This is a genomic window from Microbulbifer agarilyticus (assembly GCF_019800665.1).
In the GTDB taxonomy this organism is placed as follows: Bacteria; Pseudomonadota; Gammaproteobacteria; order Pseudomonadales; family Cellvibrionaceae; genus Microbulbifer; species Microbulbifer agarilyticus_C.
The window spans coordinates 125,139-149,018 of the sequence record NZ_JAHVKO010000004.1; the positions used below are offsets into that span (position 1 = coordinate 125,139).

At 51.4% G+C, this 23,880-nt stretch carries 18 protein-coding genes; 8 read left to right on the forward strand and 10 right to left on the reverse strand.

Annotation, left to right across the window (positions count from 1 at the left end; all coding sequences use genetic code 11):
- Positions 1–2: 2 nt before the first annotated feature.
- The 9 genes from KUV22_RS09940 to KUV22_RS09980 form a co-directional block, all read right to left on the reverse strand.
- Entirely contained in the window at positions 3–560 is a 558-nt protein-coding gene (locus tag KUV22_RS09940; RefSeq protein WP_222230708.1) for a hypothetical protein, read from the reverse strand.
- 186 nt (positions 561–746) lie between these two features.
- Positions 747–2,024, reverse strand: coding sequence for a hypothetical protein (locus KUV22_RS09945; protein ID WP_222230710.1), 1,278 nt, complete (start codon positions 2,022–2,024; stop codon positions 747–749).
- Positions 2,025–2,122: 98 nt separating this feature from the next.
- On the reverse strand, positions 2,123–3,388 hold the full coding sequence (locus KUV22_RS09950) for a glycosyltransferase (RefSeq protein ID WP_222230713.1): 1,266 nt from the start codon (positions 3,386–3,388) through the stop codon (positions 2,123–2,125).
- Between the two features lie 11 nt (positions 3,389–3,399).
- The gene (locus KUV22_RS09955; RefSeq protein ID WP_222230716.1) at positions 3,400–4,446 is read right to left on the reverse strand and encodes a glycosyltransferase family 2 protein; all 1,047 of its coding nucleotides are present in this window, start codon (positions 4,444–4,446) and stop codon (positions 3,400–3,402) included.
- Between the two features lie 9 nt (positions 4,447–4,455).
- Complete coding sequence (locus KUV22_RS09960) at positions 4,456–5,226, reverse strand: WecB/TagA/CpsF family glycosyltransferase (RefSeq protein WP_222230719.1); 771 nt, start codon at positions 5,224–5,226, stop codon at positions 4,456–4,458.
- A 9-nt stretch (positions 5,227–5,235) separates the two neighbouring features.
- The gene (locus tag KUV22_RS09965; RefSeq protein ID WP_222230721.1) at positions 5,236–6,327 is read right to left on the reverse strand and encodes a glycosyltransferase; all 1,092 of its coding nucleotides are present in this window, start codon (positions 6,325–6,327) and stop codon (positions 5,236–5,238) included.
- Complete coding sequence (locus KUV22_RS09970; protein ID WP_222230724.1) at positions 6,314–7,237, reverse strand: sulfotransferase family protein; 924 nt, start codon at positions 7,235–7,237, stop codon at positions 6,314–6,316. The genes KUV22_RS09965 and KUV22_RS09970 overlap by 14 nt, the downstream gene beginning before the upstream one ends.
- The gene (locus KUV22_RS09975; RefSeq protein ID WP_222230727.1) at positions 7,234–8,235 is read right to left on the reverse strand and encodes a glycosyltransferase family 2 protein; all 1,002 of its coding nucleotides are present in this window, start codon (positions 8,233–8,235) and stop codon (positions 7,234–7,236) included. The genes KUV22_RS09970 and KUV22_RS09975 overlap by 4 nt, the downstream gene beginning before the upstream one ends.
- Before the next feature lie 915 nt (positions 8,236–9,150).
- A complete protein-coding gene (locus KUV22_RS09980) occupies positions 9,151–9,927 on the reverse strand; it encodes a ferredoxin--NADP reductase (RefSeq protein ID WP_222230729.1) in 777 nt (258 codons plus the stop codon).
- Between the two features lie 120 nt (positions 9,928–10,047).
- Here KUV22_RS09980 and KUV22_RS09985 point away from each other — a divergent pair, with 120 nt between their 5' ends.
- Together KUV22_RS09985 and KUV22_RS09990 are read left to right on the forward strand one after the other, a co-directional pair.
- A complete protein-coding gene (locus KUV22_RS09985) occupies positions 10,048–10,929 on the forward strand; it encodes a LysR family transcriptional regulator (protein WP_222230731.1) in 882 nt (293 codons plus the stop codon).
- Between the two features lie 166 nt (positions 10,930–11,095).
- Positions 11,096–11,869, forward strand: coding sequence for a FadR/GntR family transcriptional regulator (locus tag KUV22_RS09990; RefSeq protein ID WP_077399241.1), 774 nt, complete (start codon positions 11,096–11,098; stop codon positions 11,867–11,869).
- A 247-nt stretch (positions 11,870–12,116) separates the two neighbouring features.
- On the opposite strand, the gene KUV22_RS09995 is transcribed toward KUV22_RS09990, so the two are convergent.
- Complete coding sequence (locus KUV22_RS09995) at positions 12,117–15,233, reverse strand: TonB-dependent receptor (RefSeq protein WP_261319366.1); 3,117 nt, start codon at positions 15,231–15,233, stop codon at positions 12,117–12,119.
- Positions 15,234–15,669: 436 nt separating this feature from the next.
- On the opposite strand from KUV22_RS09995, the gene KUV22_RS10000 reads away from it, so the two are divergent.
- From KUV22_RS10000 to KUV22_RS10025, 6 genes are all read left to right on the forward strand, one after another.
- Positions 15,670–17,940: a chondroitinase-B domain-containing protein gene (locus KUV22_RS10000; protein WP_261319367.1), complete on the forward strand. Its 2,271-nt coding sequence runs from the start codon at positions 15,670–15,672 to the stop codon at positions 17,938–17,940.
- Positions 17,941–17,961: 21 nt separating this feature from the next.
- Positions 17,962–20,205, forward strand: a complete 2,244-nt coding sequence (locus tag KUV22_RS10005) for an alginate lyase family protein (RefSeq protein ID WP_222230733.1) — start codon at positions 17,962–17,964, stop codon at positions 20,203–20,205.
- A 20-nt stretch (positions 20,206–20,225) separates the two neighbouring features.
- Positions 20,226–20,567 carry a cupin domain-containing protein gene (locus KUV22_RS10010; RefSeq protein ID WP_222230735.1) on the forward strand — a complete coding sequence of 114 codons (342 nt, stop codon included), beginning with the start codon at positions 20,226–20,228 and terminating at the stop codon, positions 20,565–20,567.
- Positions 20,568–20,581: 14 nt separating this feature from the next.
- Positions 20,582–21,877 carry an MFS transporter gene (locus KUV22_RS10015; RefSeq protein ID WP_261319368.1) on the forward strand — a complete coding sequence of 432 codons (1,296 nt, stop codon included), beginning with the start codon at positions 20,582–20,584 and terminating at the stop codon, positions 21,875–21,877.
- 61 nt (positions 21,878–21,938) lie between these two features.
- The gene (locus KUV22_RS10020; protein ID WP_077399226.1) at positions 21,939–22,688 is read left to right on the forward strand and encodes an SDR family NAD(P)-dependent oxidoreductase; all 750 of its coding nucleotides are present in this window, start codon (positions 21,939–21,941) and stop codon (positions 22,686–22,688) included.
- Between the two features lie 48 nt (positions 22,689–22,736).
- Positions 22,737–23,705, forward strand: coding sequence for a sugar kinase (locus tag KUV22_RS10025; protein WP_222230737.1), 969 nt, complete (start codon positions 22,737–22,739; stop codon positions 23,703–23,705).
- The last annotated feature ends 175 nt before the right edge of the window (positions 23,706–23,880 follow it).

Genomic DNA, 23,880 nt, shown 5'->3' on the forward strand with positions numbered 1-23,880 from the left:
GCCTAGTGCTGAGTCATTCCGCTACGTATTCCAGTATTTATTACCGGCGCTCGTTTGCCGAATAGCCGCGTTGTCAACTTCGTTATCATCATAGTTACGATTTTTTTCGGATTAACGGGATAACGTGTTTTGGACGTAGCTTTAAGCCCGGTCAACCTGGATATGCTCTTGACAATCGCGGGGAATTTTTCATGATCCGTCAGTTCATCAAAGTGTACTTCCAAAACATCACTCGATACGCGACTCCAGTATTCAAAAAATTCTTCTACTTTTTCTTTATATAGATCAACATCATTTACCAGCCCCCACGACTGAGTTGATCGAAGCGTTTGGTCTAGCGGCCTACGCAATAGGATGACATGTGATTCCTTTACAAGCTTCTCGATTGTTGCGCGCATATTTTCAGGCGCAGCCTGGGGAAAATGGGTTTTGACTACGCACTCACCGATCTTCAAGCCATTATTTGCATATTTTTCCCGATTTACCTGACTTCTAAATAGCTGGTCAGCATCGACATATAAGGGCTTTTTAGCCAGCTCCGGAAAGTTATTCAACAGCAAGTCTATCGCCAAGTGTGTTCCAGAGCGCATAACGGACGCTACTATAATTGGTTTACCGCTGCTCCTGGGGATTATCCCAGGTGGGCACACTACACGCGGATTGGTAAAAGGCACTAAGTGTGTACCTATTGCATTTATAAGACTTCTAAACATATCCAAGATCTTTTAACAATTTCTCTGAAGACTTTATTGCACTGGAACTTGCACAGCCACCTTTCCAATTGTGGGTTCCCGAGCCGCAGATTCACGTCGACGCAATTTTCGAAACTTATGATTCGCACACATACCGATGGCAGCGCCATACATGAAGAACACCCAGTTGTGTTGTGACGCATTTGGAATCTGATCGACCATCAGCATTGCTATGATCACGCAAAAAGTTGCACATACCTGAGCATGTTGCGGATCACGAATCTTACTCAAAAACGCCTTGCCATTTTTTACTGCTAACATCGGTAGCCCAAGGAACACCAGGTAGCCAAGCAGGCCGAACTGGGTGAACTTGATAATCCAGTACCCGTCTGTAACCACGCCATCAATACGGTTACGGTCCCACCCTCCCCAACCAAACAGCATTTTCTCTTGGCCATGTGCAAGCATGATTTCTTCATGTTCAAACCGAAACCCTAATGAGCCAACCTTATCAGGTCCAAAAACAGCGGCGAGCTCCAATAGTTTGTCGTGAGGGATGTAATTAAACATGGCCAAAATTGGATAGAAAAATACGGCGGAAGCAAGAATATATGCGCCCATCGTCGATAGTCTTGACGGTAGGAACGCAAGCATAAGGAATCCAAGCGTTCCCAGGAGCCACGCCCCAACAGACTTACATATCAATAGGATAAATAATCCATACAGTACGAAGACAATGTTTGGCAGGATGAAGAATTTTTGTTTTGCTTTCCATAGTCCGGTCATTGCAAGCAAGACAACAACCGAAAAATTAGCAACCAATAGCCCGTGCCCCATAAATACGACCGGTCGATAACCCCCAAACCGGATCTGCTGATTAAACGCATGGGGGAAAAACCCATAGATCCATGTGTGCAGCTGTGGGCTCAGTAGCACTTCGATAATCATCAACGGCGAGTAGAGAGCGCCAGCAATTGCGACCAGCCTTAGGACCTTAATGCCATCTTTTATGTCCCTGACAAGACTTGACGCGAGGACAAATGGAACAAGTGCAAAACCCACCTGAAATGTCATTGAGATTAGGTCTTTAGGGGACAATGCGGGTTTCACCCGTACTCCAGTAAACACGGGATCAAGATTTGTAAGTACTGTGAGACTTGAAATTAGCAGGCCGGTAACAAGTAATAACTTGCTACCGAATGTCGGCGGAAAGCGAAACTGTACTTTTTTAATGAGAAAGCAGCCGATGAGTGCGCTGTACGCTGCAACATTTTGCTTGTCTATATTGGGCAAGATAGGAAGTACAAATGCGACCTTCTGAGGCAGAAACATATATGCCCCAAAAATCGTCCAGAACGTAGCCGTCAACGCACTATATTTTCTGTATAGAAGTAAGGATAGAAATGGCCATACTAAAACAGCCAATAATGCTATTGTATTTGGCATGGCTCAAGCTGGAGATTGATATCGAAATTGTCGCGTAAGATTCGCGTGTTTTTCGTGAGATTAAATTCTGACTCTACCTTTGATATCGCATTATTGATTTTCGTTACGCTGCTTTCTGGCGTCTCATTTACGATATTTTGGATTGAGACTGCCAAGGCACCTGCATCAGGTTCAGACAAGGTTCCGGTAATACCATCAACTACCAGCTCAGGGATTCCCGATACCGAAGTTGCAATTACCGGGACTCCACGCATCATCGCCTCCATTAACACGACCGGAATGCCATCCATATCGCCGTTGGAGTCCACTTTCCCGGGAAACACGAAGTAATCAATCTTTTCATACCAATTTGAAACAAGATCGTGCGGTAGGGCACCGCCGAATGAGACACTCTCTGTCAATCCATGACTTTGAACGAGAGCTTTAAGACTTTGCTCCAGTGGTCCATCACCCATGATCTCAAGCTTAATATTGGATTGGTGTGGCGATAGTTTTGCCATCGCATTGATCAATATATCCACACCTTTTTTTTCGACAAGCCGACCTAAAAAACCGAGGACAACCGCTCCACGTTCCTGATTAGATTGATCCCGTGGAGAAAATTGATCGGAGTCTACGCCGCATCGAACCAGCACCATTTTGTCCTCAGGAATGCCTTGGGACTTGAGTACTTGTATGTTGAAGGTAGAAATTGTTGCAACGAATTTCGCACGCTTCCCCTTCTGCCGCATGAGGTATGCACGTTGGAAAATGTCATTCGCGTGGGCGGTAAAGCTAAAGGGTGTATCCAGCAGCATACTGGTATACATTCCAATGTCGGTCGCGATATGCGAAAAATGACAATGAATATGATCGATATTCTCCATGAGCAACCTGTTGGAGAGATAACCAGCCACCAGGAATCGGTAGATCTGGCCTAAAGCACGCTTTGGGTCTTTAATGCAGAGCAGGCTATCCCCTAGACAACGTACCGCGCTCTTAAGGTAGGTTAGCGGGTACTTCGCCAGGAACTTTACGTTCTCAACTAATACATGGTGCAGTTTCTCCTCATACAGGTAGCGGCAATTTTTTGCTATTCGTACAACCTGTTCATCTGCACCACCAGTCTCTACCGAATGTAGTGAAAATGGGAGAACGGTTTTCCCCAGCTTTTCCAGCTCAATAATCTCGTTGTAGACGAAAGTACTGGACTTACCAGGTATTTCAGGAGCGATGTAGGCAATGCGCCCACTATTTTCTATCTGTGCCATGAGGTTCCTTGTCATGCCCCTCGCAGCAGGGATTTGTCGGTAGCGGACGTGGCTACATCGTTAGTATTTGTGTTTTCGGAATTCATCCGCGCTTGTAACAATGCATTTCCCGTGGCATTTGCATCGGGATTCCAGCGCCACGCATTGGTAGCTTCCAGGCGCTCCACCGCCCTATGTCTTCCGACAAGTAGTGAACGAGATTGATACCAGCGGATTTCTTTGATCAATTCTGGATCATCAAGCTGCTTATCTTTTCTAAATAACGCTTTTAGATAGCCGTAGTACATCGCAATGCCGCCGATGACGTATGGGTATTCGATAGCCCTAAACACACAGGTTGCGAGCATGTATAACCAGCCCGTCCCCATAAAATACTGGCCAAATCCGTGACGGGTACGGCCTGTCAGGACTCCGTGTTGGCTGGAACCCATCACGCGAAGATGTGTGAAATTGAGCTCTGGTTCATCCCAGCTCAACGCACGCCACCCCATCTCTCTACATTTGTGGCAATCAATTGCGTCCCACATGACTTCGCGCACAAACCCACCAATCTGTTCAAAGCATTGAATACGATAGAACTTCGTCATCCCTGCTGACATCTCGTCACCGCGGCGCTCACTGACCAGTTTGCCGTCTCGCTCGTTATAGGGTTTGCCACTGCAAGTACCAATTCGCGGGTCCGCCTCCATTTTTTCCATCAAGCGCTCGAAATATCGCGCGGGTAGTTCGAGATCCAGATCCAATTTACAGAGATAGCTGTACTTAGCTCGATCAATGGTTTTTAGGCCAGCATAGAAAGTATCGACAACCCCTGGACCGACGTTGCGATACCCACGGTTCTCGCGGGTTAAAATACGAATGAATGGGTACTTATTCGCATACTCAGCGAGAATTTCACTCGAGCCATCGGTGGACCCGTCATCGACAATGACCCAGAGCTTCGGTGGTGCTGTCTGCGCTACAACACTATCCAGTGTCCGCTGCATATATTCCGCTTCATCGCGACACGGCGAGATTATGACGTAATCCCTATTTTGCACTTGTACATTCCCTTGCATAAATTACATTCAGTTTGCTGCCGGTTCCGCAACACTCTGGGCCAGCATGCGATTAATTCGTGGTAGAACGAGGGCATTTTGGATATAACGTTTCGTGAGCCTTGTAGGATTTTGCAACAAGCGATAAAGCCATTCGAGGCGTGAGTGCTGCATCCACTTCGGTGCCCTTTTTTCCTTATCGGCAAGGAAAAGTATCGACGCCCCAATACATAGTGCAATACCGTGGAATCGAGCCTGCTGTTTTAGCATCAGAGCGAGCTTCTCCTGCTGGGGGGAGCCAACCGCAAGGAACACGAAATCTGGCTGTGCACCTAGAATATTATCGATAACTTTTTTTACTTCATCGCTCTTGTTTATAAATCCCATCGTCGGGTTATGGTGAGTTATCCCCAGATAGGGAAATCTATCCCGAACGATGTTGATGACATCATCCTCACCGCCAAGAATATATATGCGGTCCTTACTGTTTAGTTCGCTTTCAAATAGACGCCGCGTTAGGTCACTGCCAGTCACGACCTGCGGTATCTTGGTACCATGGCGATTGAGCAGAGCTTCTAGAATGCGACTGTCACAAAGTGACAAACTCGCATTGCGATAGATATGCTGAAGGCTTCCCGTGTCATCTTTTCTGGCGAGCCTGGCCAGGTGATCAACATTCGGGGTCACAATGTATCCCGCATGCTTGTTTCTCTGCATTTGACGAATATATTCAATGGCACTGTCCATACTCGCGGTATCAATGCGGCAAAGTCCAATATCGACTGAATGAATATGAGGCATTATTAATCTCTATTTATATTCGATAATCGCAGTTTTTCGCCCGGAGAACTGGCCCATGGCGAATTTCGTCACCCCAAAGAACTGCGGGATCTTTCCAATTTGTGTTAGCACACCGTAGACCAGAGAACGCCGAAATGAGTTTCTACGCTGTAGTTTTCGTATAAATATACGGAACGCCATTGCCGGGTAGACAAGAATTAGGAAGAGCGCGATTGGGGCAGAGAACGGATATATACTTATAATTAGAATTGGGAACACACACGCCCAGAAACAAATACTTGCGACTTCTCTAACACAATATGGATTTTGCTTGGTGGCGTGTAACGCACTGCGCGCAGCATAAGCAAATCCTGCGCGCTTATTTCGTAACCAGAATTGTCGGAAGCTTGTCATTGCTGCGTCATGCGAAGTCATTTCCTCCGCGATTCGCCAGATTTTCCAATTCTTTTTTCTCAGCCTAAAGCACATTTCGGGCTCTTCACCCGCGATCATTTCAGGGTTGAAGCCACCCACCGCGATTATCGCTTCCTTTCTCGCGAGAAAGTCACCGCCACAGGATTTTGTATCGCCTATTGGGGTATCCCATTCCATATCGCACAAAGCGTTATAAATAGTTCTCTGTGGATAGACTTCCCTTCTTCTCCCACATGTGATCGCCACATGTGGATTAACAGACAAAAAGGAAATCGCTTTCACTAACCAGCCGGGTTGTATGGCGCAATCGCCGTCAATGAACTGGATGTATTCAATATTTTGGTATTTTTCCAATAGATAGGCTAACCCGGTATTACGCGCACGCGCGGCGGTAAAACGCGTGGTCATATCGAGTTGTATAACGTCACTGCCTACGCTGTTCGCATACTCGACACTGCCGTCTGTTGAACCCGAGTCAACATACACAACTGGTGGCAAGTTAAGGTTGCTATCCTGATTCAGAGTGTCGTCGTTTTTATGCGCTTCAATTCCTGGGCTGATAGACTGGCGCTGCTCAAGTATTGAGTCGATACAACGGCGCAGCCGGTCTCCCTCATTCCTGCCGATAACGACAAATCCCAGAGTTGGTTCACCAAGCTTGTGTGCGTCATTGTTATGAGTAGGCATGTTCGCCCCCCACAGCAGTATCGTTTTGCTTCGTGCTCCAGTCCAAAGTATCTTCCACAACGCAATCTCTATAGTTGTCTACTGTAATTTCAGTACCCAGTAGATAACCAAGTTCTTCCAAATCACGATTTAATATGTGTTGAATCTTTCTAAGCGATGCTTCAGATAAAATAGGGCGTTTCTTCATCTGCAGACGTGATTTAACTGCGTTACGGAGTGCTCGCGGTACAAGAACTCTGCGTAGAAATTTTAGAACCGGATTTCCAATCAGGAATCTCGTTACAGGATTGGTGCGAAGGCGCTCAGAGGAAACATTGGTTTTAGACAAGTCATCTTGCCAGGTCACCTTACCGGTATAACCAATAAACTGTGCGATTCTCTCTAGTTCAGACTGTGGGTATGCTCTTAGCCGCTCGAAAAATACCGGCAGTATCTTGTCCCGGCCATATCGTTCAATAAATGGGCCCAACTGGCGTGCATAACAGCTATAGTTGACCAACTCCGAATGTTGCTCAATTGCCTGGTTAATATCGACCTTTATATTGTTACAGCTCCATTCGTGGATATATTGCGATATCAGACGCTCAATCGGGTGGCGCATTACATAGATGAGCTTTGCGTTGGGCAGTGACTCATAGAGTCTCTCAACGGTCTTTGGGTAAGTGGGAAGCTTGGTATAGTGGGTGCTTGCCTCACCAAGAATATCGTCCCTTTCGGCGCTCTCGAACAACCCTTTGTACCAGTCTGCACCCCGGGCATACTGTGCATCATCGCTAAAGAAATTTGGCTCCTTCAATTCGGGCATGTATATCCCATCAAGCTTACGCAGCTGCTCATAGATCGTCGTAGTTGCCGACTTCATGGACCCAATGATTACGAAATCTGGAAGAGTTTGCTTCTCTTGAATCATTGGTCTACCACTCGACTGCTTTTTCTTGGTGAGAAAGTAGTGGATGTCTGCGGGGCCAGGAAATCAATCCAGATATCATGCCATTCCCCTGGTATCCGGGGTCCAGGATATTTACCGCGCAGGCACTTCAGCATTCGGATGGCACGTCCGAAATACCACGCCAAATTCGCAATTAAGAGCCTTTTTTTGCCACCTAATAACATAAAATATCGAGTCCGTGACCGGTAGAAGTAGGCAGGTATACGTTTTTTGTTTTTAGCACTTTCTTTTACGCTGGAAGTACCACCACGCAGATGCACAACGCGGGCTCCCAACGCCTGTTCGATGGTATATCCTGCTTTCTGTATTCGTAGACAGTATTCAATGTCTTCGAAATACATAAAGAATTGCTCATCCATCAAGCCGATTTTTTTGATGACCTCTGCTCTCAGCAGGACACATGCAAAGCTTACCCAGTCAATCTGTTGCTCGGGTTCGTCAAGCTCTATAGGCGTATTTTTTCTACGCAGAATGTGTGAAATAAGTTGAATTTGTGCGCCGCGTATAAACTCACTGGTTACACCACGGCGTCGGAAGCGGCTGACCTGCGGCCTCCCGTCCAGATACTCAAGTCGGGGGCCAACTGCTGCGATTTTTGTGTCTCGTTGAATACGATCCATCAGGAGAGAAATAGCACCAGGACGAACGATCGTGTCGCTATTTAGCAACAAATAGAATTTCGCTCGAAGGCGCTTGATCCCGAGATTATTGCCGGCCGAAAACCCTCCATTGGCTGGAGATGCAAGTAAATGTACTTTTTCAGCAGTTGCCGCGTCAGTGCCGTCGATCCAGGCCTGGAGTGTTTCGATAGAGTGATCGCCAGAGGCATTATCAACCACGACCACGCCGGCACGGCTCGGTAGCTGTGGTACCAAGCTTTCCAGGCAATCTACGACGAGATCAGGTGTACGGTAGTTAACGATGACTACCGCAAGAGCTAAGGGAGCGCGACTTTCCATTGTCTGCTTCTATATGAGAGACCACTTCGCAAGGAAATGACCGAAATTCCATTTTAGTTATTGCAACGACTAGTGATCTTGGACTCGCAAAGTGCGTGCCAGTCCGTTCCATTCACTAGTAACTGGTGTATTGCTAGAGTTGGCCTTCCTATCCGGCCAGATAGCTACCTTTCAGTAATTTACATCCGGTGTACCCGAGCGCAGCGGTATCAATACCGTGCACTTTCCCCTGTCGCCGGTGCTGAAAGGTTCTCCAATACGAGATGCGGGTCACACTTTACCAAGAATTGATGACATTTCAAAAATTAACATCAAATAATGATTTATACGCCATGGTGGACATGCAAATAACTGAGAAAAATTTTGAGGGGATTAATGAAACAAGAATTCAAACTATCGAAAGTTAATAAAGCTGGCTCCCAATCGGTGCTACCTGGAAACCCCCGGTAAAGAAAACTGAAATTAAGGCTAGGTTTCACACACGTTTTACCCAGTGCAAAATTTCATGTGTGCCTGATCCAGACCAGTGAGAAAGATGGACTAAAGTCCCGAATCATTTCTTGCAGGTTTTGGAGTCTACTCGTTGTACATTTTGTACAAACTGGATGCATTACTCATCCAATACTGCCATTTACCGCGATCTGGTACGGTACAGCAACGTGCCCCCCCCTTGGCCATATCTTTTATTAATTCCAAGTCCAGTGGGTGGGTACAGGCTTTCTAGGCATAAAAAAACCACCCGAAGGTGGTTATCAAACAGGGTAAAACCCTTTCACTGGTGTGGTGCGGCCGATTCTTCGGCAGGGCACCGGGGTCGACACTTGGGAGTGGAGAAAACCTTTTCTGTCCTTGCGCAATCCCTCACGCAATCACTCCTAAGTACCGACGCCGCTGCCCTGCCCGGTCAGCAACTACTTACTTCTCAACGAATGCGCGCTCGATGACGTATTCGCGCGGGATACCGGCGCGGGTTTCGCTGAAGCCCCAGTCGTCGAGAATTTTGGTCAGGTCCTTGAGCATGGCCGGGGAGCCGCACAGCATAAAGCGGTCTTCTTCCACATTTGGCGTGGGCAGGCCGAGGTCGCTGAACATTTTGCCGGACAACATCAGGTCGGTGAGGCGGCCATTGTTGCGATAAGGCTCGCGGGTCACTGTGGGGTAATACAGCAGGCCGTTCTGCACCATTTCACCGAAGTACTCGTGCTCCGGCAGCTCCTTCTCGATGTAATCCTGATACGCCAGCTCGGACTTGAAGCGCACACCATGGGTCAGGATCACCTGGTCAAAGCGCTCATAAACATCCGGGTCCTTGATGATGCTCATAAATGGCGCCAGGCCGGTACCGGTGGACAGCAGCCACAGGCGCTTGCCCGGCAGCAGGTGATCGGCCACCAGGGTGCCGGTCGGCTTGCGGCTGACAAAGATTTCATCACCGGGCTTAATTTTCTGCAGCTGCGAGGTCAGCGGCCCATCCGGCACCTTAATACTGAAGAATTCCAGCTCGTCCTCATAATTGGCACTGGCAATGGAGTAGGCGCGCAGCAACGGGCGCCCATTGGGCTGCTCCAGCCCAATCATGGTGAAGTGCCCGTTTTCGAAGCGGAAACCGGGGTCACGACTGGTTTTGAAGCTAAACAGCGTGTCGTTCCAGTGATGGACCTCAAGCACCGTTTCTTTATTCAAATTAGACATAACAATAGAACCGCTTATTCCTCAATTTCTCGGTGCATTCTAATGCTGGCAAACCTATTGGCAAAATGGGATATTTTGATACTCGTTATCTAATTTATCGATACTCGGAGACTGGCACTTATGCGCTATTCCCTGCGCCAACTTGAAGTGTTTCTGGCCTGTGCCCATCACGAAAACGTCAGCCGCGCGGCGGAGAGCCTGAGTATGTCGCAGTCCGCGGCGTCCACCGCGTTGAAGGAATTTGAACAGCAGTTTGACCTGCGCCTGTTCGAACGCACTGGCAAGCGTTTGCGCTTGAACGAACTGGGCCGGCAGTTGTGGCCGCGTGCGGAAGAATTACTGGAGCGCGCGCGGGAGCTGGAAGCCACCCTGATGGTACACAGCGACCTCGGCCGCCTTAAGATCGGGGCCACCCTGACCATCGGCAACTACCTGGCTGCAGGCATTATGGCGCGCTACATGGAAGAGCAACCCGAGGCCCGGGTAGAACTCGAAGTTGCCAACACCGCGGCGATTGCCCAAGGCGTAGTGAACTTTGAACTGGATCTGGGTTTGATCGAAGGCGAACTGAATCATCCGGATCTGGAAATGATTCCGTGGCGGGAAGACGAGCAGGTGGTGTTCTGCGCACCGGACCACCCTCTGGCAAAGCACGCACAATTAAGTGACGAAGATTTGCGCGAGGCCACCTGGATTCTGCGGGAAACCGGTTCCGGTACCCGCCAGACCTTCGAACGCGCGCTTGCCGGATTACTGCCCGAACTCAACATTCGTCTGGAGCTGCAACACACCGAAGCAATCAAGCGCGCGGTAGAAGCAGGGCTCGGCATCAGCTGCCTTTCGCGGGTTTCCCTGACCGATGCGTTTCGGCGCGGCGCGCTGGTGGAATTGCCGGTGCCGCAGCGGGATTTCAGCCGTGAATTTTACTTTGTGCTGCACCGGCAAAAGTACCGCAGTGCCGGTATTGAGCGCTGGCTCGAGCTTTGCCAACAGGTGCAATAAAGACGGCAGAAATACACAGAAAAGCCCTATATCTCACGCACCGGAAATGGAGCTATCAACCCTAGCCATCTGGCCAATAAATATTGCCTGTAAGACCAATTGTGATAGACTCAGAAACGTATTTAGGCCTATTGGGCCAGCAAGACAACGATAGAATTTACGTGCTATGAAAAGCGATTTTTCTGGAAACTCCCGCCGCATTTATCAGCAGGTGGTAGAAAAAATGTTGACCCTTCTCGACAGTGGCGAGTACCCACCCGGTGTGCGCCTGCCATCCGAACGAGAGCTGTCAGAGATGTTCGAAGTAAGCCGCCCCAGTATTCGCGAAGCGATTATTGCGCTGGAAGTAATGGGCCGTGTTGCTGTGCGCACCGGTTCCGGGGTTTACGTCATCGAACCGGTTAATTCGTTTTCTGACTCCAAGGATTTCAGTCCGTTTGAATTGACCGAAGCACGTGTTCTTATTGAAGGTGAACTGGCAGCACTTGCGGCGACCATGATCACCGAAGAGCAACTGGAAGACCTGCGTCTTGCCTATCGCGATATGGTGCGCGAGAACGAGGAAGGCAACCTCACCTCTGAGCGCGCCGACCGCAAATTCCATGAAGTGATTTCCCGGGCGACCAATAACCGGGTCTTAATGAGCACCATCGACAAACTGTGGGATATCCAGGGGCACTCTCCGGAAATCCAAACCGTGCATAAGTCTGTGTGTAAAAAAGACGGACAAAAACGTTTGGCAGAACACAAAGCGATTCTGCAGGCACTGGAAAATCACGATCCCAATGCCGCGCGCAAGGCTATGCGCCTGCACTTCAACCGTTCATTGAATGCGCTGCACGATGCATCTGAAGCAAAAGCCGTTGAGGTGGTGCGTCGCGAAGTATCTGAACGCCGCAAACGTTTCTCCATCGATCGCCTGGGCGAGTCTGCCAACTAATCCGTTTCAGCACGCTATTCCAAAGGCCATTCCGTATTGCGGTATGGCCTTTTTTATTGCTTACCTTTTCTCAACCCATGATAAACACCCAAACGCCAGGCACAAAAAAGCCCGCACTAGGCGGGCGAATCATGTCCGACAGGCGGCACCTGGTCGGATGGAGAAGAGACAACCAATCAAACAAACCGAAACCTGCAGCCCTCTACCGGGGTATTAGACCGCAGGCTTCCTATGCCTTGGATAGCGCTTAGAACTTGGCTTTCAGGCCAAGGAATACACGCGGTCCGTAGCTATTCAGCTCACCCAGGTTATCGCGGGTGTAGAAGTACTGCTTCTTCGGCTCATCAAACAGGTTGATGGCTTCGAGGCTCAACTTCACATTGTCGGTCAGCTGGTAAGACGCCTTCGCTTCCCATACACCTACGTCGCCAACGAAACGCAGACGCGTGCCATTGCTGGTGTAAGGCTGGAAGTACTCGCTGCGGTACTTATAGATCAGGCTGGTGTCGAAATCGCCGATCTGGTAGTACAGCTGACCGGAGAATACGTTTTCGGAGAAGCCTGGGATGTTACCCGGCTCCAGAATACCGATATTCTCGGAGACAACGTTGCCGCTCTGATCCAGCACCACGGAATCACCGTAGTTGCTGTCTTCGAATTCGAAGTTGGAATCGGCGTAGTTGTAACTCGCCTTCACACCCAGACCACTCCAGTAACCCGGCAGGTAAGAGAAACGGTGAGTACCAGTCACTTCGAAACCAGTCAGAGTGCTAGTCTCGTCATCAGTACGAGTAATAAAGAAATCTGCAGCCAGAGTTTCTCCATCGACTTCAAAAGTCTCTACTACCTGTGCAGTTTCAAATCCACCCTGGAAGCGCTTGTGATAAACACCGAACGCCAGCATGGTGTCTTCGTTCGGGTACCACTCGATAGCAGTATCGAAGTTCCAGGAAGTCAGCGGCTTCATGTCTGGGTTACCGTCACCTTCCACACCATCGAGCAGGTCTGCAACGTCGAGGATGTCGTCGGAGCCATTGGTATCAAAAGTTCGCTTATATCCCAGATCGGATGGATCCGGACGGGACAGGCCACGATAAACCGCACCACGCACCAGCACATCTTCAGCTACATCTGCTACCACATTCAGGCTAGGCAGCACTTCGGTGTAGTCACCACCGGCACTTACGCGCTCCAGATCAGCACCATCAATGGTGTCCATGGAGTAGGTACCATCAGTGTTCATGGTAATAGTGTATGGCGTTCGGTAGCCAACGGATTCCACTTCAGTCTGCACGATACGCACACCAAAGTTACCGTTGATAGGCGTACCCGCCAGAGCACTACTGAAGTCAGCCATTACGTAGGCAGCAGTAGTGGTCTCAGTGACGTCAGTAACACTCGCACTTTTCTCTTCCAGCTCCGGGTAAGCAAAATCTTCACCAAGATGGGACAGGACCATGTCCGCAACACACTTGGTATCGAAAGTGGCCCACTCGTTCGCGGTGCCAGTAACGTTACCATCCTCATCAACCATCGTGATCAGGCTACCGTCACTTTCACTGTTTAGGAAGTCACTTTCAGGGAAGGATGCAATCGAGCATGCCTCGTTAATGGCAAGCAATGCTGCCTGATCTGCCGCTTCTACAACGGGATCATCGTCGTCGCGATCAATTTCATAAGTATCACGCGCGCTACCCAGGTCTACGTATTCCAGCTCGGAAAAACGCAGTCCACCACGCACCGCGGTAACAAATTCGCCGTCGAGTCGCAGGTCGAAATCCGTGCGGAAGGCTTCGTTGGTGTTACGACGGTCCACATCGTTATCGATACGCACCCGATACTCGTCTGAGAATAAGGAATGATCGTTAACATCAAAATCAGTGATAGTGTACTGACGGATCTCGGAATCCATGTCCCACTGAACACGCGCCCGAGAACCGCTGGTGGATTCACCGTAGATATCACGACTGTCCGACTGGGTGCGCAGCAGGATCTGGTTTTCGGTACGGGTAGTCTCAGAGAAAGAGTAATCTGCAGATACGGTCAGGTTATCGCTAAACGCATAGGAAACGTTAAGGCCATAACCCAAATAATCTTCCGCGCGCTCGTAAGTTTCACTGTTGGACTCGATTCCGGTGTCACCTTCCCAGTTCAGCACGGTACCGCTGTCGGTAACCACCAGTGAATCTGCAGTAACGCCAGCAGTAACACGCTTCATATTATTGAAGTTCAGATCGTGACGCTGTTCAGACTGCACACGCTCAGACTGCTGAAGATCAAAGTTGATGTCGGTTTTGTCATTGGGCTGGAACTGCAGCGCAACGAAAACGGAATCACGCTCATCCCGGGTATCGTTCTGACGGTAACCGTTGGAGCTAGTCGCGAAGGCATAGGGAATGCCATCACTGTATGCTCGACCAGTTTCTGGATTGACCTCGGTGCGATAACCCATATTGCTTTCGGAGAAGTCGCCATCACCGTCGTGGTCGTATGCACCATCTCCATTCTGGTCTTCACAATCACCGGAACTGTCGCGGTAGTAACCTTCGTTCGTTACGCTAGGGTCATTCAGACATGCCCAACGAGAAGAACCGGTAGGGCTGGAAGAGCGCATTTCAGATTCAGGCTGGGAAATATCGCTGCTCTGGAAGCCCAGAGAAACACCGAATGCCATGCCGTTATCGAATTCAAACTGGTCTACATAGCTCGCGGTACCGCGGAAGCCGGTATCGCCGGCCATCGGGTCATCGATGTTGGACTGGTTCGGGTTGATGTTCGCTTTGGCATCGATCTGGATACGCTGCTCGCCGTATTCCAGCGGCTTCAGAGTTTCCAGTTCGATCAGACCCGCTACACCACCTTCAATCAGGCTGGCGTCCTGGGTCTTGCGAATGGCAACTTTTTGCATCAGTTCAGAAGGGAACTGGGAAAAGTTTACTGAGCGGTCACCACTACCGTTGGTGGCAGCGCGGCCATTAAAGGTAGTAGCACTCAGGTAAGGGCCCATACCACGGATGGAGATTTCGGTTGCACCACCGTTTTCGCGGTGAGAAGAGGCACCGGTAACAGATTCCAGTGCTTCACCGATAGACAGTGCCGGCAGCTCACCGATTTCGGTGGCGGACAGGCCGTCTACGATTGTTACAGAGTTGCGCTTGATGTCGATGGTGGACTGGATTGTGGCGCGGGAACCGGTAACCACTACTTCTTCCAGAGCCTGGTCAGAAGATGCTGCTTCCTGACCGTGAACAGCACCTGCATAACCCACATAGGTAACTGCGGCGATAGCGCTTACAAGAAGCGACTTTTTAAAATTTTTCTCGTTAGCCATTACATCTCTCGCGTCTTTATTATTATCACGCATGATTACCCCCAAGGATGTCTGCGTTCGTTGATAGTAACAAGGGCGCCCTGTTATGGCGCCTTCTTCATCGCTCATCTCGCGGTTTTTTTTATCAGCCTATCGACCAGTAACAACCTCTTTTGGGTGGGCTGCCCGCGATCTGGCATGCACAAATTCTCACCCGCCTACACCCCAGTCAACCAATTTTCAGAAAAACTTCACATTTTGGACTGACCCCTGAACACTTTTTGTGCATCTTTCCGAAATATCCTGCGGAACGCACCAAAACCGCACAAAATTCTGACAACAACTGGTTAACCCGATTGGTTGACAATTATTTTTTACCAATTTAGTCTGGCCCCATAATAACCCCGCGATCCCGGCAAACGCACTTCGTTGGTGCAACTGGACATAGAAATTGCGGCCGACCAAACCCAGAAAAACAAAACAGGTGATCATGAGAGCTTCAGGAATCAAACCACTGCTGGCCGCCGCACTGCTGACTTGCGGGCAGGCATCCCTGTTTTGTGTTCAGGCGTCCGCTGAGGAATTCCTGGTACACGACCAAGCGGCGTACGCCAAAGTGGCTAAAAATCTCGAAGCCGGGGATACCGTAGTACTGGCGAATGGTGTTTGGAGTGATTTTGAAATCCTGTTCACCGGAAATGGCGAAGAGGGGAATCCAATTACCCTGACCGCGCAGGAAAAAGGCAAGGTCTTCATTAGTGGCCAGTCGAACCTGCGCCTCGCCGGTGAACATCTGGTGGTATCGGGGCTGGTGTTTAAGGACGGCTACACACCAAGCAGCGAAGTGGTGGCATTTCGTCGCAACAAGGAACACCTGGCGAATAATTCCCGGGTGACCGAAATCGTGATCGAAGACTTCAGCAAGCCAGAGCGTATGGAGTCGGATTACTGGGTAAGCATTTACGGCAAGAACAATCGCTTTGATCACAACCACCTTGCCGGCAAGCGCAACAAGGGTGTGACCATGGCGGTGCGGCTGAACAGCGAAGCCAGCCAGGAAAACCACCACCGGATCGACCACAACTATTTCGGCCCGCGCCCAGCCTTGGGCTCCAACGGTGGCGAGACCCTGCGCATCGGCACCAGCCACTACTCCCTGAGCGATTCGTTCACGGTGGTCGAGAACAATTACTTTGACCGCTGTGACGGCGAGGTGGAAATCATCTCCGTCAAATCCGGCAAAAATATTCTACGCAACAACACCTTTTTCGAATCACGTGGCACCCTGACCATGCGTCACGGCAACGGCAATCTGATCGAAGGCAACGTGTTTCTCGGCAATGGCGTAGATCACACTGGCGGTATCCGCGTGATCAACGCGGACCAGCGAGTGCGCAACAATTATCTCGAAGGTCTCACAGGCTATCGATTTGGGAGCGGGTTCACCGTAATGAACGGTGTTCCCAACTCTCCCATCAACCGTTACCACCGTGTGGTCAACGCGAACATTGAAAACAATAGCTTTATCAATGTGGAGCACATTCACCTGGCCGCAGGCGCCGACCAGGAACGCAGCGCGACACCGCAAGACTCAACGATCTCCGAAAACATTTTCTACAACGAGAATGGAAAATCACCCTTCTCCGTATTTGATGATATTTCCGGGATCACCTTTGCCAACAATGTGTCCAACGGGTTCGTCGACCAGAAGATTCACCAGGGTATCGAAAGCGGTGTGGAGAAGCTGCGCCGCGCAGCCAATGGGCTGCTCTATCCAGAGGACACATCCACTGCCAGAAAAGGCGCGAGTCGGGACCTTGCAGTCACCACCAAAGAGTTGACTGGCGTATCCTGGTATCCGAAATCAGAGCCGGTTACACCGTTCGATAGTGGTAAAACCACGCGTGTTAGCCCCGGCGAAGATGCACTGTTCGATGCTATTGAGCGCGCCGAAGATGGCGACACCCTGGTGCTGGAAAGCGGTAGCTACAATGCGCGCAAGCGCCTGTCCGTGAACAAGACGCTGACCATCAAGGCCAAGCGGCAGGGCAAGGTGACAATCACCGGCGAACGCCCGGTAATGTTTGAGATTCAGGACGGCGGCAGCCTGGCACTGGATGGCCTGGTGATCTCTGGCGCAAACAGCCCGGACAACGCTGGCAATATCCTGATCCGCACCGCGCCCTGGGGCATGCTGGAAAACTATCGCTTTTCCATGACCAATAGCCGCGTGGAAAATCTGGATATCAACCACTCGTATCACTTTTTCGACTCTGGCCATCGCGCTTTCGCGGACACCATCACCCTGGTGAACAATCACTTTGAAAATATTACCGGTGATCTGCTCAAGCTGAATAAAGAGAAAGATGACCTGGGTATCTACAACGCCGAGTATGTGACCGTCACTGGTAATACGTTTACTCAGGTACAGGGTGCCCTGGTTGATTTGTACCGCGGTGGCACCGATGAGAGCACTTTCGGTCCGCATCTCGATTTCAGCAACAACGTGGTCGCCGAGTCCTCGCAAGGCAAGCGCAATAAAGCGAAGGCGCTACTTAAGTTGCACGGCGTGCAGGTGTCCGATGTGCGTGACAACCGTATTGAAAGTAGTGCCGGCATTGTTGTCGAACACACGGTAGGTGAACCGGTGACCCGCATCGCCAATAACCAGTTTTTCAAGGCACCGCTGCCAGACGTGAAAGAACTGGTCGCGGAAGGTCCGCACACTGCGATTCTTGCCAATAACGAAGCTAAAAACTGATAAGAGCCAAGAAGTATTGCCATGTTTGCTCAATCCGTTTTCAACAAGCCAAAGACCCTCGCCGCCTGCATCGCACTGGCGGGTGGGGTCGCTGCGGCCGCGCTTGGCGTATATCCGCTATCCGCCAGTGCCGCTTCCCATCCAAACTTGGTGATCGATGCGGCCGATGTCGATGCCATGCAGGGTGCGGTGAAGGTTCCCGGGCGCTTCCGCAACGCATTTTTGTCGACCCAATCCTCTGTGGATAAGGCCCTGCAACAACCCTTTGTTGTACCAGTCCCCGCAGACGCTGGTGGTGGCTATACCCACGAGCAGCACAAGAAAAACTACCAGCTGATGTACAACGCCGGGGTGCTCTTTCAGATCACCCAGGATCCAAAGTACGCGGAACGCGTACGCGATATGCTGCTGGCCTATGCAGATTTGTACCCGACACTGCCGCTGCATCCGAAACGCCGCCCCGGTGCCGATAACCCCGGCAAGCTTTTCTGGCAGAGCCTGAACGAAGCGGTCTGGCTGGTCTACACCATCCAGGCCTATGACCTGATCCGGCCGGCCCTTAATGAAAGTGAGGCGGAAAAGATCGAACAGGGCGCGCTGCGCCCAGTGGTTAAGTTTTTGTCCGTAGATTCCCCGGCAACCTTTAATAAGGTGCACAACCACGGCACCTGGTTAACCGCCGGCGTGGGAATGGCCGGCTACGTGCTGGATGAGCCCGAGTGGGTGGAACAGGCACTGCTGGACCTGGATAAGGCTGGCAAGGGCGGCTTTCTGCGCCAGCTGAATACCCTGTTCTCCCCCGACGGCTACTACAACGAAGGCCCCTATTACCAGCGCTACGCGCTGATGCCATTTGTGACCTTCGCCAAGGCGATTGAAAACAACGAGCCGGAGCGGGGTATTTTCGAATACCGCGACGGCATCGTGATGAAGGCCATCGATACCACCATCCAGCTGAGCTACAACGGCCTGTTCTTCCCGCTGAACGACGCCATTAAAAGCAAAGGTATCGACACCTCTGAATTGGTCCTCGGTGTGACCATCGCCCACGGGGAATCTGCGAACCCGCAATTGCTCGATATTGCCGCGCAGCAAAACCAGGTTTTGCTTACCGGCGATGGCCTGAAAGTGGCGCAAGCGCTCGACGCGGGCAAACAGCAGCCCTATCAATTCAAAACTACCGCGTTCCGTGACGGCAAAGACGGCGATGAAGGTGCGCTGGTGGTGATGCGCCAGCAGGCCAATGGCGATCAGGCACTGGTATTCAAACCGGCTGCGCAGGGCCTGGGCCACGGTCACTTCGACAAATTGAGCTGGCAGTTTTATGACCGCGGCGCGGAGATTGTCACCGATTATGGTGCCGCGCGCTTCCTGAATGTCGAAGCGAAAAATGGCGGCCGCTACCTGCCGGAAAATGAGACCTGGGCAAAGCAAACCGTCGCGCACAATACCGTTGTGCTGGATGAAACGTCTCACTTTGACAACAACCTGCAATTTGCCAATCAGCACCACCCGACACTGAAGTTTTTCCATGCGGATGATCAGGTAAAAATCAGTGCAGCAGAAATTGACTCCGCATATCCCGGCGTCACGCTCACCCGCACCCTCGCGCTGGTGAACAACCCGGATGACCAATCCAGTTATGCGATTGACCTGTTCGCGGTGACATCCGGGAAAGCCCACCAGATTGATTTACCCGTGCACTACAGTGGCCAGCTGGTGGATACCAACTTCACGCTGCGCGGCTTCACCGATGGTATTTCGGCACTGGGTAAGAACAACGGATATCAGCACTTGTGGTTGAAAGCCACTGCCAAGCCCAGCGCTGGTCTGGCCCAGGTAACCTGGCTGAATGACAACGGTCGCTTCTACACCCAGTCGAGTTTGGTAGACGGAGATACCCAGTTGTTGTTCACCGAACTCGGTGCCAACGATCCTGACTTCAATTTGCGGTCAGAGAAATCGTTTATCGCTCGCCGCGAGAATTCGCAGGCACACACGTTCGTGAGTGTGCTGGAGCCACACGGTGAATACAATCCGGCCAAAGAATTTACCCTCGAGGCAGAGAGTGGCATCGAGGGACTGTCGCATAAGCAAGTTGGCGAAATAGAACTAGTGGCCATCGACAGAAAGAACGGCAGCACCCAACTACTGGCGTTTAACCGCAGTACCTCGACCAGCAGTGAACGCAAGAGCCAATTTGAATTCCGCGGTAATCGCTACGCATTTAGCGGCCGCGCCAAACTTTTCCAAATCACTAACTAACGGATTTAGCGGAGAACGATATGCCCGCAACTGACGCATTTGTCCAAGCCCAGGATGTCGAGGTCGAAGACCTCGGTGGTGGCATCAAGCGGCAGATCCTCGGCCACGATGACAACCTGATGATTGTCCGCGTTTGGTTTGAGGAAGGAAGCATCGGCTACGTACACAAGCACCCACACACACAGGTTAGCTATGTGGAAAGTGGTGAGTTTGAGGTCCAGGTCGATGGCCAAAAGAAGCTGCTGAAAGCAGGAGACAGTTTTTACATCGCACCGCACCTGGAACACGGTGCTGTGTGTAAAAAAGCCGGTGTATTGCTCGACACCTTCAGCCCTTACCGGGAAGATTTTCTGAATAACTAATCAGGATAATAATAATGAAGAACTTACGCTGGACCATTGTGTCCCTGGTGGCACTAGCCACCATTATTAACTACATCGACCGCACCGCGCTTTCCGTTATGTGGCCCGGCATTGCCGATGACCTCGGTATGGACAGCCACGACTACGCGAACATCATGAGTGTGTTCCTGATTGCCTACGCAATCGGTCAGGCCGTATTTGGTCGCGTCTTTGATGCGATCGGTACACGTCTCGGTTTTATGCTTTCCATTATCGTGTGGTCAGTGGCAATTGCCATGCATGCACTGGCGACTTCCGTGGCGTCCTTCAGCATTTTCCGTACGCTGCTTGGTTTCGGTGAGGCCGGTAACTGGCCGGGCGCAACCAAGGCCAACGCCGAATGGTTCCCGGCCAAAGAGCGTGCGCTGGCGCAGGGTATTTTCGGTGCAGGCGCTTCCGCCGGTAGCATCATTGCGCCGCCGCTGGTTGCCTTCCTGTATGCGTTCCTTGGCTGGCAGGCGACTTTTGTTGTCGTGGCGCTGCTCGGCTTCATCTGGCTGGTGCCCTGGATGATTATTTACAAGAGTGGTCCAGACGCGCACCCCTGGATTACCCAAGAAGAACGTGAGCTGATCCTTTCCGGACAAATTGCTCCTGAGAAAGATGAAGACGAGTATGTGCCGACACTGCGCGAGCTGCTGTCTCACCGTCAGAGCTGGAGCGTTATTTCCGCACGTTTCTTTATCGAGCCAATTTGGTGGCTGTTCGTGGCCTGGCTGCCACTGTACCTGAACGACAAATTCGGTTTTGACGTGAAGGCGATCGGTGCTTCCGCGTGGATCCCTTACTGCGGTGCCGCGGCTGGTGCGATCTTTGGCGGCTGGCTGTCCGGCAAGCTGATCAGCAGCGGCTGGAGCGTAAATAAATCCCGTAAGTTCGCCGTGGTTCTAGGTGGCTGTTGCATGTTGCCTGCACTGCTGGCAACCACCGTTGCAGCAACACCCGCAGCAGCACTCGCGCTGATCACCGTGATCCTGTTTGGTTTCCAGGCAGCGATCAACAATATCCAGACACTGCCAAGCGACTACTTCTCTGGCAAGAGCGTAGCCAGCCTCGCCGGTATCAGCGGCGCGGTCGGTGTTATCAGTGTAATCACTGCCATCCAGATGGTTCCGATCATCACCAACGATGGCACCTATTACCCACCCTTCTTCATTCTCGGCGCATCACTGGTGCCGCTGATGTTGATTTCTGTCCTGTTTGTTGGGGGGCGTATCGGGCCGGTACGCAGCAAGCAGGAAAAGAAGCAACTCGCTGAAGCAGCGAGCTAAGACAAACGTTGATCACTCTTCGAAAACTATTCGGACGAAAAAAATACAGTTAGGAGTAATTATGAAACTTCAAGGCAAAGTAGCCATCGTCAGCGGTGGGGCACGAGACATCGGCAAGGCGGTGTCTTTGAAGCTGGCAGCAGAGGGCGCGAAAGTAGTCGTGAACTACTTCAGCAATAGCCAGACTGCAGAGGAAACCCTGGCCGAAATCAAAGCGGCCGGTGGCGAAGCCATCATCGCACAAGGCGATATGACCAAGCAGGCGGATGTTGACGCAGTGGTTGCTGCAGCACAGGAAGCTTACGGCTCCAATATCGACGTTCTGGTAAACGTTGCTGGCGGTCTGGTTGAGCGTAAGACCCTCGGCGAAATGGACGAAGACTTCTTCAATAAAGTGATCGCGCTGAACCTGAACAGCACCTTCCTGCTGACCAAAGCGGTTGTTCCGCACATGGACGGCGGCGCTATCGTAAACCTGGCGTCCCAGGCTGGCCGTGACGGCGGTGGCCCCGGTGCTTCTGCCTACGCTACTTCCAAAGGTGCGGTAATGACCTTCACCCGCGCTATGGCGAAAGAGCTGGGTCCGCAGAACATTCGCGTTAACTCTCTGTGCCCGGGTATGATCAGCACGACCTTCCACGACGTCTTCACCAAAGATGCCGTACGTACCAACGTTGCCAATGCCACTCCGCTGAAGCGTGAAGGTAAAGCACCGGAAGTTGCTGACGCAGTTGCCTACCTGGCGTCTGACGAAGCTTCTTTCATCACCGGTACCAACATCGACATCAACGGTGGCCTGTTCTTCTCCTAAGCGGGAAGAACAGTCGAATAGAGTATTGCGGTAAACAGGCGGAACACCATGCACAAGCGCATAGCGGTCATCGGCGAGTGTATGCTCGAAATGAACCTCGGCGACGATTGTCGCAGCCATCACAGTGAGTCGCGCCTAAGCGCGGGGCTCGCTTTTGGTGGCGACACGCTAAATACAGCCTTGTATATGTCCAGGCTCGGCGCCAGCGTCGAATATGTGACAGCGCTCGGTGACGATCACCTGAGTGATTGGATGGTCCGCCAGTGGCAAGCCGAAGGGATCGGTTGCGAACTGGTAAAGCGCGAGGCGAACGGTACGCCCGGGCTTTACCTGATCGAGACCGACGCCAGCGGTGAGCGTACTTTCCACTACTGGCGAGATCGCGCACCGGCCAAGCGGCTGCTGGATAATCCACAGGCTGCCAAGCAACTCTTTGCAGAGCTGAAAGGCTTCGATGCGGTATACCTCTCCGGTATTTCCCTTGCGATTCTTTCCCCATATGGCCGCGAGTGCCTGTTCGAATTTCTGGCGGAATTCCGCCAGGGTGGTGGGCAGGTCATTTTTGACGGTAATTACCGGCCGCGGCTGTGGGGTAGCGAGACGCTCACACGCAAGGCGTATGAACAGGTACTGCGCTTGACGGATATTGCCCTGCCGACGTTTGAAGATGAACAGCTGTTGTTCGCCGATAGCGACACCGATGCCGCCCTGGCGCGCTTCCAGGAATATGGGGTCGGTGAAGTAGTGTTGAAGTTGGGCGCCGAGGGCTGCCTGATCGTACAGCCACATCGCGATCCAAAGCTGGTTCCCGCGAACAAGGTCACACCGGTCGATACAACTGCCGCGGGCGACTCATTTAATGCGGGCTACCTTGCCAGCCGTCTCGGCGGTAGCAGTGCCGAAGAGGCCGCCCTCTGCGGGCACAAACTGGCCAGCATCGTCATCCAACATCGCGGCGCCATCATCGCGCAAAGTGCGATGCCGGCAATGCCTGTTACTGAGGCGGACCCCGCATAAATATTTTGCGGTTTCCGTGCTCGAAAAAGCGGCTTTTTAGCCGCTTTTTTTTATGCCTGTAGATTTCCCAAATGCGTATATCCACCTCATACACACGGCACATCTATCAACCAAATTGGTTTGACCTCTTGATACTTCAAAGAGACACATCACAAAGTGATAAATAAATCGCATT